The 13,978-nt window shown below is 64.1% G+C and carries 11 protein-coding genes; 4 read left to right on the top strand and 7 right to left on the bottom strand.

Annotated elements, in window-relative coordinates; genetic code table 11:
* Nucleotides 1–194: 194 nt before the first annotated feature.
* Together FHP91_RS18315 and FHP91_RS18320 are read left to right on the top strand one after the other, a co-directional pair.
* Nucleotides 195–1,991 carry a PAS domain-containing sensor histidine kinase gene (locus FHP91_RS18315; RefSeq protein ID WP_281281809.1) on the top strand — a complete coding sequence of 599 codons (1,797 nt, stop codon included), beginning with the start codon at nt 195–197 and terminating at the stop codon, nt 1,989–1,991.
* Nucleotides 1,988–4,414: a two-component system response regulator gene (locus FHP91_RS18320; protein ID WP_144310955.1), complete on the top strand. Its 2,427-nt coding sequence runs from the start codon at nt 1,988–1,990 to the stop codon at nt 4,412–4,414. Before FHP91_RS18315 ends, FHP91_RS18320 begins: the two co-directional genes overlap by 4 nt.
* Nucleotides 4,415–4,426: 12 nt before the next feature.
* Here the strand turns inward: FHP91_RS18320 and FHP91_RS18325 are convergent, their stop codons facing one another.
* The 7 genes from FHP91_RS18325 to FHP91_RS18355 form a co-directional block, all read right to left on the bottom strand.
* A complete protein-coding gene (locus FHP91_RS18325) occupies nt 4,427–5,377 on the bottom strand; it encodes an AEC family transporter (RefSeq protein WP_144310956.1) in 951 nt (316 codons plus the stop codon).
* A 44-nt stretch (nt 5,378–5,421) separates the two neighbouring features.
* A complete protein-coding gene (locus FHP91_RS18330; protein WP_144310957.1) occupies nt 5,422–6,540 on the bottom strand; it encodes a rhomboid family intramembrane serine protease in 1,119 nt (372 codons plus the stop codon).
* A gap of 89 nt (nt 6,541–6,629) precedes the next feature.
* Entirely contained in the window at nt 6,630–7,121 is a 492-nt protein-coding gene (locus tag FHP91_RS18335) for an acyl-CoA thioesterase (protein ID WP_144310958.1), read from the bottom strand.
* A gap of 30 nt (nt 7,122–7,151) precedes the next feature.
* Nucleotides 7,152–7,508 carry a hypothetical protein gene (locus tag FHP91_RS18340; protein WP_144310959.1) on the bottom strand — a complete coding sequence of 119 codons (357 nt, stop codon included), beginning with the start codon at nt 7,506–7,508 and terminating at the stop codon, nt 7,152–7,154.
* Nucleotides 7,508–8,485 (bottom strand): quinone oxidoreductase family protein, encoded by a 978-nt coding sequence (locus FHP91_RS18345; RefSeq protein WP_144310960.1) that lies wholly within the window; start codon nt 8,483–8,485, stop codon nt 7,508–7,510. The genes FHP91_RS18340 and FHP91_RS18345 overlap by 1 nt, the downstream gene beginning before the upstream one ends.
* A 16-nt stretch (nt 8,486–8,501) precedes the next feature.
* Complete coding sequence (locus FHP91_RS18350; protein WP_246116369.1) at nt 8,502–9,677, bottom strand: phospholipase A; 1,176 nt, start codon at nt 9,675–9,677, stop codon at nt 8,502–8,504.
* A gap of 152 nt (nt 9,678–9,829) precedes the next feature.
* A complete protein-coding gene (locus tag FHP91_RS18355; protein WP_144310961.1) occupies nt 9,830–12,118 on the bottom strand; it encodes an NADP-dependent malic enzyme in 2,289 nt (762 codons plus the stop codon).
* 306 nt (nt 12,119–12,424) lie between these two features.
* Here FHP91_RS18355 and FHP91_RS18360 point away from each other — a divergent pair, with 306 nt between their 5' ends.
* Both FHP91_RS18360 and FHP91_RS18365 read left to right on the top strand, forming a co-directional pair.
* A complete protein-coding gene (locus FHP91_RS18360; RefSeq protein WP_144310962.1) occupies nt 12,425–13,204 on the top strand; it encodes a ParA family protein in 780 nt (259 codons plus the stop codon).
* 66 nt (nt 13,205–13,270) lie between these two features.
* Nucleotides 13,271–13,972, top strand: coding sequence for a cytochrome b/b6 domain-containing protein (locus tag FHP91_RS18365; RefSeq protein WP_144310963.1), 702 nt, complete (start codon nt 13,271–13,273; stop codon nt 13,970–13,972).
* Nucleotides 13,973–13,978: the final 6 nt, after the last annotated feature.

Genomic DNA, 13,978 nt, shown 5'->3' on the forward strand with positions numbered 1-13,978 from the left:
GAGCGGGCCAAATTTTACCCAGCTTGGCTCAACCGGCTATAGTGACACCGTCTGGAAGCGCTTCTGAGTGAAGCGCCAGACCGACTGCCGGGCTCGATCCCGACGGCGCAAAGAAACAATAAGGAATCCGCAGGACCCGCCGCCGTATGAGGTCATCGGCAACGACAGACGGGCCCCAGGAGAGAAGCATGCTGATGGACCCACGCGAGCCAGCCCGACCGGGCGGGCCTGCCGGGATTGACTCAGGCATAGAGCGCGCACCGACAGTGCCGCTTTCGGCGTTGCCGATGCCGGCTGCTGTGATCAGCGCACGCGGGCAATACGCTGACGCCAACGCGGCCTTTTCCCGCCTGCTCCCGGAGCCGGATGCACAATGGCAAGGCCAGCCCTGCGACGCGCTGTCGCCGGTGGATTCGGCCGGGCTGATGGCCCTGCTGCAGCGCGTACAAGCGCAAGGCCTGCCTCAGAGCGCAGATCTGATGGCCGGCACGGCGGCCGCGACGAGCAACCTACTGCGCTGCCGGTGTCAGCCGCTGGCCGATGGCAACATGCTCTTGCTGATCGACCCCGCCCCTGCCCCCGCCCCCGCCAGTGCGCCTCAAGCCCACAGTATTCTTGACCATATCTTCACCTTCGTCGGCGTGTTGGCCCCGGACGGCACCGTGCTTGAGGCAAATCGCGCCTCTCTTGAAGCCGCCGGTATCACGCTCGACGACGTGCGCGGTCGTAAGTTCTGGGACTGTTACTGGTGGAACCTTGAACCGGAGACCGCCCACCGCATTGCCCGGGCGGTGCGCAGTGCCGCTGCGGGCGCCACGCCGCGTTTCGATATTGAAAAACGCATGGCCGGCAACAGCGTGCTCACCATCGACCTGATCCTCTCGCCGGTGCACGACGACAGCGGCACCGTCACCCATCTGATCTACAGCGCCATCGATGTGAGCGACCGCAAGGCCGGCGAAGCGGCGCTGCAGCGCTCGGAGCAGCGCTTCCGGCAGGTGGTGGAGTCGGCACCCGACGGCCTGGCGATGGTCGATGCCAACGGTCACATGGTGCTGGTCAATACCGGCATGGAGAACATCTTCGGCTACACCCGCGGCGAGATGCTCGGCAACATCATCGAGATGCTGATGCCGCAGCGACACCGCGGCGCGCATGGCGCGCTGTTCCAGGGCTATCTGGCAGATCCGACCGCACGTGACATGGCAGGACGACGCGAGCTCTACGCCCGACGCAAGGACGGTAGCGAATTCCCGGTTGAGATCGGGCTCAACCCGATTCCCACCGAGACCGGAACGATGGTGTTGGCCACCATCCAGGACGTTACCCGGCGCAAGGCCGACCGGCAACTGATCGAGCGCTCGCTCGAAGAAAAGACCGTGTTGCTGCACGAGATCCATCACCGGGTGAAGAACAACCTGCAGGTCATCTCCAGCCTGCTCAACCTGCAGGCGCGCAACGCCGCCCCCTCGGTCGGTCAGGCACTGTCGGAGAGCCAGGGCCGGGTCAAGGCAATGGCACTGATTCACCAGCTGCTCTATGAGCGCAACGACTTCTCGCAGGTCGACCTGGCCACCTATCTGCAGCGCCTGTGCGGGCTGCTGCAAGAGAGCTATCGCAGCGGGCCAGCCCGTTTCAGCTTGCACGTCAATGCCGCCGAGCCGGTGCATCTCAACCTGCAGCGCGCCGTGCCCTGCGGGCTGCTGGTCAACGAGTTGGTCACCAACGCCATCAAGCACGCCTTTCCGGACGGGCGCAGCGGTCACATCAACGTCACACTCGCGCCGATCGACGACGATCACTGCGCCATCACCGTGGCCGATGATGGCGTCGGCCTGCCGTCAGAGGTCTCGCCAGGGACAGGCCGCTCGCTCGGCATGCAACTCATTCCGCTGCTCAGTGACCAGGCCGGCGGGCAATGGCAGGTGTTTAGAGAGCACGGCACCCGATTCGAGCTAAAAATCAGCACCACCCCTCAGGAGGCAAAATGAACGGCCGAATCATGATTGTTGAAGACGAGCGCATCGTCGCACTCGATCTTTGCCAGACACTCGAATCCTTCGGGCATACCGTGATCAAGATTGTCTCCAGCGGCGAGCAAGCGGTCTCCGATGGGCCGTCACTGAAACCGGATCTGGTCCTCATGGACATCCATCTCGATGGCAAGATGGACGGTACCGAGGCGGCGCGAGTGTTTCAGGAACACAATATTCCGGTCCTGTTCCTGACCGCCTTCGCGGGCCAGTCGATGCTCGACCAGGCCGAAAAAAGCAGCCCCTACGGGTATCTGGTCAAGCCGGTGGAGACGCGTGCCCTGCAAGCGACCGTGCGCATGGCCCTGGCCCGCCGTCAGGCCGAGCTCGACGTCGAAAAGGGCGAAGAACGCCTGCGCCTGGCCGTCGACGTTGCCGGCCTGGGCGTATGGGAATGGGACGCCGCCGCCAGGGAGTTCATCGGCGAGGGGCAGTTCGAAGCGATTCTCGGTCACATGCCTGCGTCCCTCGACGATGCTGACAGCGGGTTTCTGACGCGTATCGAACCTGCCTATCGTTCCGCCATCGCCGACGCCCTGACTCGGGGCGAGGCCATCCGCACCACCGTCAAACTACGACAAGCGCCAGACACCGGTCGCAACGGCTGGCTCGATTTCCATGCCCGCGCCTTTACCGGCCCTGACGGAGATCTGGGCCGCGCCATCGGCGTCATCCGGGACGTCACCGCCCAGCGCAACCAGGAGGATCATCTGCGACGGGCCGCCGTGGTGTTTACCAGCACCGGCGAGGGGATCGCCATTCTCGACGCCCAACGCCGTGTCGTTTCGGTCAACCCGGCCTTCACCGAAATGACCGGCTACTCCGAAAGCGACGTCCTGACACGTGAGCCGGACGACTTCCTCTACGCCCGACGCCACGACGACAGTTTTGCCGCCAAACTGAACGGGAGCGACTCAGACTTCTGGAGCGGCGAAGTCGCCTGTGTGCGCAAAGACGGCACCCTGCTGCCCTCATGGCAACACCTGTGCGTCGTGCGCGACGCGCAGGGGCAGGTCGGCAACTATGTGCTGGCCATCTCCGACACCGGCGCCTTGCGCCGTGCCGAAGCGCAAATCAACCACCTGGCTTTTCACGACACGCTGACCGGCCTGGGCAACCGCAACATGCTCGAAGACACCATCGAGAAGGAAATCGAACGCGCCAACCAGAATGGCAGTCGCATGGCAGTGCTGTTCATCGACCTCGACGGATTCAAACTGATCAACGACACCATGGGCCACGCGACCGGCGACCAACTACTGAGCGAAGTCGCGCGACGCATCCTTCGCGTGTTGCGACGGACCGACACCGCCATCCGGCTCGGCGGCGATGAGTTTCTGGTGGTCGTGCCGGAAGTCGCCCGGCTCGAAGACTGCGCCAGCCTGGCCGAAAAACTGCTGTGCGAAATCCGCTCGGTCGTCGAACTCGAACACGAGCGTCTCAGTGTCTCGGCCAGCATCGGCATTGCCGTCTATCCGGACAATGCCACCGATTTCAACGACATGATCAAGGCGGCCGACAGCGCCATGTACGGCGCCAAAGAGCACGGCCGAAACCGCTTCGCCTTCTATTCTTCCGAAATGGCCGATCGTGCCATGGAGCGACTTTACATCGAGCAAGGCCTGCTTCGCGCCATTGCCGACGAGCAGTTTGTGCTGAACTATCAGCCCGTCGTGCGCCTCGAAGACGGCCAGCTGCTAGGTTTCGAGGCACTGATCCGCTGGGATGAACCGACCCATGGACGCATCGAACCGGACCGCTTCATCCCGGTCGCCGAGGAGTCCGGCCTGATTGACTACATCGGCAGCTGGGTACTGCACACCGCCTGCGCGCAGGCCAACACCTGGATCGCGGCTGGCTTTACCGACCTGCGACTGGCCGTCAACGTCTCCGCCCGGCAGATGCGCGCGGGCGATTTCGATACCATCGTCCGCGATACGCTCGCGGCCACCGGTTTTCCGGCCGCGCAGCTGGAACTGGAGATCACCGAAAGCACACTGCAGTCGGTCGATCGCAGTCGCGAACTGCTTGGCCGGCTCAAGGCGCTCGGCGTCATGATCTCGATCGACGATTTCGGCACCGGCTTCTCGTCACTATCACTGCTCAAGCACCTGCCGATCGACCGCATCAAGATCGATCGTTCCTTTGTTCAGGATCTGCCAGACGACGCCAACGACGTGGCCGTCACAGAAGCCATCATCGCCATGGCCGGCAGCCTCGGACTGGCATTGCTTGCCGAAGGTGTCGAAACCCCGGCTCAGCAGCAATTTCTGCGCGCGCGTGGCTGTGCCGACGCTCAGGGCTACCTGTATTCGAAGCCACTCGATGTGCACGATGTCGACCTGCTGATCGCCTCCCCGTCGCGCGGGCGGCTGTCATAGCAAGCGCGCCACCTACATCAGCCCCGCAGCCCGCAACACCAGCACGCCCACACTGGTGGTCAGGATTGAACCCAGGGTGGTCACGGCAATGATGTTGGCCGCCAGCACCGCGTTGCCGCCCATGGCGCGCACCATCACATAACTCGCGGCAGCCGTTGGGGCACCGGACATCAGCATCAACACGCCCAGATCCACCCCACGGAAGCCGGCGATCAGGCCGCACACCACAAACACCAGCGGCACCGCCACCAGCTTGATGCCGCCCACCACCAAAGTGGTACGCACATCACGGCGCAACTGGCCAAAGTCCAGGGCCGCACCGGTGCACAACAATGCCAGCGGCAAGGACAGGTTGGCAAAATACTGCCCAGACTGCAGCACCAACGCCGGCAACTCGATGCCCGCCCACGACACCGGCAAGGCCGCCACGATGCCGATGATCAGCGGATTTCGGACAATTCCCTTGATCAGCTGCCCGGCACTTCGATGGGTGTTCAGCGAACGGCTGAGCGTCATCACCGCCAACACGTTGAACAAGATAGTCACCAAACCGAGGTAGAGCGACGCGGCGACCAGGCCTGCCTCGCCATAAGCATTGACGCACAATGCCAGGCCAATGATGCCCATGTTCGAGCGAAAACAGCCCTGCACGAACACCCCGCGGTCAGTCGGCGTCGCCACCCAACGCCGCGCGCCCCACTCCAGCGCAACAAAAATTGCCAAGGTCCCCACCAACCCGAGCCCGATCAGGCCGAAATTGGCCGCCGCCTCAAAGCGGGTTTTGCTGATGCTGATGAACAACAGCGCTGGCAAGGCAACGTTGAACACCAGCTTCGCGCCGGTATCGACAAAATTGTCGTTCAACAGCCCCACCCGCATCAGGCCAACGCCCAGGGCCAGCACGACAAAGATCGGTCCGGTCACCGAAAAGGAAAACGCCAGCGCGTCGAGCAACTCGTTCATCACCATCTCATCAAAACCCAGCCGGCCGGGCCGGGAAAAAAGGCTCAGTCCTGTGGCGGCGCCGCGCCCCGCAAGGCCTGACTGATCTGCGTATCGGCAGACGCCTGTAGCGCGTTCGACAGCTCCAGCCAGCGCGGATCGCCGGTTTCCATCCCCATCGTCAGCGCCTGCAGCGCCTCCCGCCGAAGACGCGCATAGCGCGCAAACACCGGCGCCTGCCAGGCGTTGGCCGGCGCCGCATCCAGCGCATCGGCCAGTTCGGCCCAGCCGGGCATCAGCTCGGTCTCGATCACCCGCAAACCTTCCTCAGTCGACATCTGGCCGCTGCGCAAGGCATCGAGCACCAGATGGTGACGCGTCACCAGGCGGTACTCCGTCTCCGACAATTGCTGCTGCAAGGCCACCGGCAAGGACCCCACCGCCGGCGCCGGGCGATGCGGCGGCGTCACCGTGACCCACAAGGCCAGCGCCGCGACCACCACTGCAACAGCGCCGAGTCCGGCGCGACCTCGTCCGCCCGGCGCCGCCCGGCTCACGGGCGCCAGCGCGGCACCGAGCACGATGCCGGTCAGCAAGCCACCCAGATGCGCCGCGTTGTCGATACCCGGAATCAGCAGCCCCGCCGCCAGCGAGTAGGCAATGAAAATCAGCAAACCGCGCCGCAAGCGCCGTGCGGTCTGTGCGGGGATGGCATGCCGGGAAACCAGCACATAGCCGAGCAAGGCGCCAAACACGCCAAACACCGCGCCCGAGGCGCCAATGCTCAAGCCGCTCGGCCGCCACCACACGCTGGCCACGCTGGCCACGATGCCGCAGGCCAGATAGATCCACAGAAAGGGCCGCGAGCAAAACACCCGCTCGGCCAATTGCCCGCCCTGATAGAGCGCAATCATGTTGAGCGACACATGCAACAGGCCGCCATGCAGGAAGGTGCCGCTGATCAGCCGCCATGGCTGCCCGCCATGGGTTTGCACCGCATAGTTGCCACCCCAGTCGGCCAGCAAGGCGCCGGGAATATGCCACAGCGCACCGGCATTCAGGGCCAGCCCGACGAAGATCAACAGATTCGCGGCGATCAGCCCGACCGTCGCCCAGATGACGGGCACGCGCGCAAACAAGGCGTCGGCAAACTCCTCGGGCGTCGGGATACGGGATGCGGGCATGCGCTCCTTATACACCAGACGAATGAGATGGCATCGCGACGCCGCCAGCGTTCAGCACCACGCCGGCATCGAAGGGCGTGCGCGACGTGTCAGCGCTTTTCCTCGTGACCGTGGGTTTCGGCAAAGCGCTTTTCCAGCTCGTGGCGCAAGGCCTTGCGGGCCTCGGCGGCCTCGAAGCGCCGCTTTTCCTTGGGGCTGAACGGCCGCAACGGCGGCACGGGCGCGGGCTTGCCATCGTCGTCCACCGCCACCATGGTGAAGAAGCAGCTATTGGCGTGGCGCACATCCTGAGTGCGGATGTTCTCGGCCATGACCTTGATGCCCACTTCCATCGACGACTTGCCGGTGTAGTTCACGCTGGCCAGAAAAGTGACCAGCTCGCCGACAATGATCGGCTCGCGGAACATCACCTGGTCGACCGACAGCGTCACTACATAACGCGCGGCGTAGCGGCTGGCACAGGCATAAGCCACCTGATCGAGCAGGCGGAGCACGGCGCCGCCGTGCACCTTGCCCGAGAAATTCGCCATCTCGGGGGTCATCAACACCGTCATGGTCAGTTGGTGTGCGGGTAAATCCATGTGTGCTTTCCTTTTTGTCGCGGCGCCCGGTCAGCGCTGAGCCGCGTCGGCACGGGCGCGAGCCAGCGCCGCTTCACGCCGCGCATCGGCGGCGTGAATAGCGGCGCGCTGCTCATCGCTCAGCGCCCGACCAGTTTGATGCTCAAGGCTTTCAGTGACCCTACGACCGGTATCGGTGATGCGCGGGCCCTTGGGCATGCCCCGCCGCACCTGCGCCGGCGTCGCGCCGGCAATACCGGCAACTTCATCGACGAAGGCACGCTCGATGCGCACCCGCTCGGCTTTGAGATGTGCCGTGCCGGCCGGGCTTGGCATCGGGTCGGCCGCCTGCGCGCCCATGGCGAGCGCCATCAGCACCATGAGCGCCCAACGACGCCCACGCCGCATCACGCCGGATCCAGCACGGTCGACCCGGTGGTCTTGCGCGCTTCCAGGTCGCGGTGCGCCTCGGCCGCATCGGCCAGCGCATAGCGTTGGCGAACCTCGATCTTCACCTTGCCGCTGCTCACAACGTCGAACAACTCGTTGGCCATGGCCACCAGATCGGCCCGCTCGGCGGCGTAGCCAAACAGCGTCGGCCGGGTCACGAACAGCGAACCCATCTTGGCCAGCAGGCTGAGGTCGAAGGGGGCGACCGGCCCGGTGGCGTTGCCGTAGGTGACCATCATGCCCCGCGGCCGCAAGCAGCTGAGCGAATCCATGAAGGTGTCCTTGCCGATCGAGTCGTACACCACCGGTACGCCCTTGCCGCCGGTGATCTCGCGCAACCGGTCGGCGAATTTTTCGCGATTGTAGAGAATCGTGTGATCGCAGCCATGCGCCTTGGCCAGCGCCGCTTTTTCATCCGAGCCCACGGTGCCGATCACCGTCGCGCCCAGCGCCTTGGCCCACTGGCAGGCGATCAGCCCAACGCCACCCGCGGCGGCATGAATGAGGATGGTGTCGCCCGGCTGCACCCGGTAGGTCTGCCGCAGCAAATACTGGGCGGTCATCCCCTGCAACATCATGGCCGCGCCCTGATCGAAACTGATGGCCTCGGGCAACTTCACCAGCCGGTCGGCCGGCATGTTGCGTTGCTGGGCGTAGGCACCGATCGGGCCGCCGGCGTAGGCCACACGATCGCCGACGCGCAACTCGGTGACGCCCTCGCCCACCGCGGTGACCTCCCCCGCGCCCTCGAGTCCGATGCCCGAGGGCAGCGGCACCGGATACAGCCCGCTGCGGTGATAGGTATCGATGAAGTTGAGGCCCACGGCGTGCTGACGCAGGGTGACTTCGCCTGCGGCCGGGGGCGGCACATCGACCGCCTCCCAACGCAAGACCTCGGGGCCGCCGGTTTCGTGGAAGCGAATAGCATGGTTCATACAGGTTCTCCTGCGCTCAACGGACGATCGAAACGCCAATCCGCAATTGTGGTTGGCCGGCACGCTGGTAGTCCAGCAAGGTCTCGCCCTCACCATCAAAGTATTGCAGATGAAGGAAAGCGCCAACCGACGAAAAAATACTTTGCCGCAAGGGGTAGGACACATCCACCTGCGAGGTACCCACCCCGCCCTTGCCCCGACGCAGCATCAGTTTGGCCAGCCAGCCGTCGTCGCGACCAAAGCGCAGCCCCAACTCGCCGTAGCCGCGATAGCGATGGATGTCCGGGTTGTCGGATTTCTCAAGATAGCCCCACAGCTTCGGCGTAACACCGATGTGGCTCTTGCCTTCACCGAGGCGATACTGCCAGTCGGCCTGCACGAAGGCGATGTTGATGCTGCGCGACTTCTCGCCGTCGCGCCCGTTGGACTCGTGCTCGATGCCGGCGCGCAGCCAACTCTGGTGACGACTGCCCGCGGCGACGGGGACGTCCCACTCATAGAACAGCGCCGGCCGATAACTGGTGTCGCGGAACGGCGCCGAGTCGGAATCCAGATCCCACAGCGAGGTCTGGGTATAGCCGAAATGCAGGCCTTCAAAAAACGGCAGCATGCCGACCACCGCGCCTTCGTCATCAAACAAACGGTACTTGAAGCTCAGTTGGAAGCGCGCCGATGCGCCGCTGTTGGCGCCAAAGATGAAATACATCGGGTCGTAAAAGGACAGCGCCGGCTTGGCCGGAATGACATCCGCCGCGACCTGTGCGGCGGGGACGGGGGCGGCTACGCCCTCGCCCCCCGGCAAAGCTTGCTGCCGGGCGAGCGGATCTTGCCCGGCGCTCCAGCCCGGACGCTCGGCCAGCACCATTAACTGCGCGCGGCTGTCGTCGTTCAAGCTGAGCACCGACAGGCCCAGCACCTCGACCGGCCACTCGAAACCGTAGCGCCGGGTCGCGCCAACCGCCGCCGCCTGGGCCGTGAGCTGCACGGTGAGCTTGCGACCGCCGAGCGTCAGCGTCGCATCCAGTTGCTCGGGCAGGCTCGCTTGCGCGCCCGTTTCCACCACCGTCAACACAAAGGCCTGGCCGACGCTGGCATGCGTCCGCTCGGCCGACAGCAGCCGCTCGGCGTTGGCGGGCAACGCCCCCAGCAGCAGTGCGGCGGCACCTAAAATGGAAGCAAGACGACACGTCATGATCGGGGCACGGATTGAAATCGAAGGCTCATTCTAGCCCTCTGCGATTTCAAAGGCGCGCTGTCGGTGTCGCTGGCCAACACTGACCGCCGCGGATCATAAAAAACGGGGCACCCGAAGGCACCCCGTTTCGTATTGCATCGATCACGCGATCAGCGTGCGCGGTGCTCCGCGGCATCGACCACGGCCAGGGCCGTGATGTTGACCAGACGACGCACCGTGGCCGACGAGGTCAGGATGTGCACCGACTTGTCGGCGCCGAGCAGGATCGGCCCCACCGTGACGCCGTCGCTGTTGGCCAGCTTGCACAAATTGAAGCTGATGTTGGCCGCATCGATGTTCGGCATCACCAGCAGGTTGGCTTCACCGATCAGGCTGGACTCGGGATTGGCGCTGTTGCGGATGTCCTGATTGAGCGCGGCGTCGGCATGCATCTCGCCGTCGCACTCGATATCCGGCCGATTGGCAACCAGCAGGTCGCGCGCGGTGCGCATCTTCAGTGCCGACTTGGTGCGCGCGCTGCCGAAGTTGGAATGCGACAACAGCGCGACTTTTGGCTTGATGCCGAAGCGCTTCATCTCATCCGCCGCCATCGCTGCGATGTCGGCAATCTCTTCAGCGTCCGGGCTCTCGTTCACATAGGTGTCGGTGATCGCCAGCACCCGCTTGGGCAGCAGCAAAATGCTCATGGTGGCAAAGCGCTTGGCGTCCGGCGCCAAGCCGATCACGTCCTCAACCTGACGGAGGTGATACTCGTAGGTACCGAAGGTGCCGCACACCAGCGCATCCGCATCGCCCCGGCGCAGCAGCATCGCGCCAATCAGGGTGGTGTCGCGGCGCAGCTTGGCACGGGCGATTTCTTCGGTCACGCCATCGCGGGCCATCAGCTGATGGTATTCCTGCCACAGCTCGCGGTAACGCGGGTCGTCTTCGGTGTTGACGATGTCGAAGTCGCGGTTCTCGACCAGGTCGAGGCCGGCGCGGGTAATGCGTCGGGCGATCACGGCTGGACGACCGATCAGGATCGGACGGGCCAGACCTTCTTCGACCACCGCACGCACGGCGTGCAGCACGCGCAGATCTTCGCCTTCGGCGTAGATCACCCGCTTGTGCTGCGGCTCGATCTTTTTCGCCTGCGAGAACACCGGCTTCATGATGATGCCGGAGGTGTAGACGAAGTCGGACAGGCTCTCGACGTAGGCCGCAAAGTCCTCAATCGGGCGCGTCGCCACGCCGGACTCCATCGCCGCACGCGCCACCGCTGGCGCGATCTTGACGATCAGGCGCGGGTCGAAGGGCTTGGGAATGATGTATTCGGGGCCGAAGCTGAGATCGACACCGGCGTAAGCCGCCGCCACGGCATGGCTCTGCTCGGCTTCGGCCAGTTCGGCAATGGCTTTGACGCAGGCCAGCTTCATCTCTTCGGTGATGGTGGTGGCGCCCACGTCGAGCGCACCACGGAAGATGAAGGGGAAGCACAGGACGTTGTTGACCTGGTTGGGGTAGTCCGAACGGCCGGTGGCGATGATCGCATCCGGACGGACGGCCTTGGCTTCTTCGGGCATGATTTCGGGCGTCGGATTCGACAGCGCGAAGATCAGCGGCTGATTCGCCATGCGCGCGACCATCTCGGCCTTGAGCACGCCCGCGGTCGACAGACCGAGGAAAATGTCAGCGCCTTCGATGACTTCACCCAGCGTGGTGAGCTCGGTCTGCTGCGCGTAGCGGGCCTTGTTGGCCTCCATGTTGGCATCGCGGCCGACACGAATCACGCCACGCGAATCGCACACGTAGACATTTTCGCGCTTGAGGCCGAGGCAGACCATCAAGTCTAGGCAGGCGATGGCGGCGGCGCCGGCGCCCGAACACACCAGTTTTACCTGGCCAATGTCCTTGCCGACCACTTTCAGGCCGTTGATGACCCCCGCGGCAGAAATAATGGCGGTGCCGTGCTGATCGTCATGAAAGACCGGGATCTTCATGCGCTTGCGCAGCTCTTGCTCGATGTAGAAGCACTCGGGCGCCTTGATATCTTCCAGGTTGACGCCGCCCAGCGTCGGCTCGAGCGCCGCAATCGCCTCGATGAGTTTGTCCGGGTCGTTCTGGTCGAGCTCGATGTCGAACACATCGATGTTGGCAAACTTCTTGAACAGGCAGCCCTTGCCTTCCATGACCGGCTTGGAGGCCAGCGGGCCGATATTGCCCAGGCCAAGCACGGCGGTGCCGTTGGTGATCACCCCCACCAGGTTGCCGCGCGAGGTGAGCTCGCTGGCCTGCGCCGGGTCGGCGACAATCGCCTCGCACGCCGCGGCGACGCCGGGCGAGTAGGCCAGCGCCAGATCGCGCTGATTGGTCAAGCCCTTGGTGGGTACCACCGAAATTTTTCCGCGCGTCGGTGAACGGTGATACTCCAGCGCAGCGGCGATGAAATCCTGATCCATTGTGTCTCCCTCGATAGATATGCAACGATCAACTCCGACAGCGTACGCGTCGGAGCCCCACCCGCCAATTGCGAACATCCACAGTATGGTTTGTTTTCTTTGCTCAGCATTGTTGTGCTGGCCGTGGAGCGATACGACGCTAGCCGGGGAGAGGTCGGCGTCGCATTCCGGGCGGACCGGTGCATTATCCGCAGAAATTGCCTCGGACGGAAGGACATCGCACGGCCGGCACTCACCGCAATGCAGCATTAACTGGCAAAATGCCGCCAACGTTCATTCATCCGGAACCGTGGGAGATCGGCCAGCATGCGACGAGTTGTCTTCAACCAGAAGGGGGGCGTCGGCAAGTCCACCATTACCTGCAACCTGGCGGCGATCAGCGCCCACAACGGGCAGCGCACCCTGGTGGTCGACCTCGACCCACAAGGCAACTCGACGCGTTACCTGCTCGGCGATGCGACCGACGAACTCGAAAACTCGCTGGCCGACTTCTTCGACCAGACCCTGAACTTCAAGCTCAACCCCAAGCCGCTGGACGACTTCGTGGCCGCCAGCCCCTTCGAGCGCCTGCACGTGATGCCCTCGCATCCGGACCTCGAAGAACTGCAGGGCAAACTCGAATCGCGCTACAAGATCTTCAAGCTGCGTGAGGCGCTCGACGAACTGGCAGAAGACTACGACGTGATCTACATCGACACGCCGCCGGCGCTCAACTTCTTCACCCGCTCGGCGATGATTGCCGCCGACGCCTGCCTGATCCCCTTCGATTGCGACGACTTCTCGCGTCGCGCGCTGTATTCGCTGCTGGCCAACGTGGATGAAATCCGCGCCGACCACAACCCCGATCTGGCCATCGAAGGCATCGTGGTCAACCAGTTCCAGCCGCGCGCCAGCCTGCCGCGCAAAGTGGTGCAGGAGCTGATCGACGAAGGCCTGCCCATCATCGCGCCCTACCTGTCGGCCTCGGTCAAGATCAAGGAATCGCACGAGCAGGCCAAACCGATGATCCACCTCGACCCGAAGCACAAGCTGTCGAAAGAGTTCGTCGCCCTGCACGACACGCTGGCCCGCCAATACGGCACCTGAGCACGCTCGGGAATACGATCGCCGAATGCGGTGTTGACCTCGTCAGCATCGTTTTCGGGGAAACCCATGTCCAAACACACCGTCCTGATCTGGGATCTGCCCACCCGCCTGTTCCACTGGCTGCTGGTGGGCTGCTTGAGCGGCGCCGTCATCAGCGTCAAGATCGGCGGCAACGCCATGATCTGGCACGGCCGCTTCGGGCTGGCGATTGTCGGCCTGCTCGGCTTTCGGCTGGCCTGGGGCTTTGTCGGCAGCCACACCGCGCGCTTCACTCAGTTTGTCCGCGGCCCGGCCACCATTGCCGCCTACCTGCGCGGGCAGTGGCAGGGAATTGGCCACAACCCACTCGGCGCGTTGTCAGTGCTGGCCATGCTGCTCGTGCTGTTCGCGCAAGCGCTGACCGGACTGGTGGCCAATGACGACATCGCCTTCACCGGGCCACTCTACGCCGCCGTCAGCAAGGATTTATCTGACGCACTCACCGGCTGGCACCGCCGCGGCGAATGGGCGATTTTCGCGCTCATCGCGCTGCACCTGGCCGCGCTGCTGTACTACCGCCTCATCAAAAAAGAGCCGCTGATCCGGCCGATGATTACCGGCAGAAAGCCCGTCACCCAACCCGCGCCGCCCACCCCGCGACATGCCGGGCCGCTCGCCTTCATTGTCTCGCTGAGCATCGGCGCATCGGCGGTGTGGATTGCCAGCGGCGCATTGCTGCCGCCGCCACCGCCACCGCCACCGACTGCAGTGAATACACCTGCGTGGTAAATCGCA

Source organism: Denitromonas halophila (genome assembly GCF_007625155.1).
In the GTDB taxonomy this organism is placed as follows: domain Bacteria; phylum Pseudomonadota; class Gammaproteobacteria; order Burkholderiales; family Rhodocyclaceae; genus Nitrogeniibacter; species Nitrogeniibacter halophilus.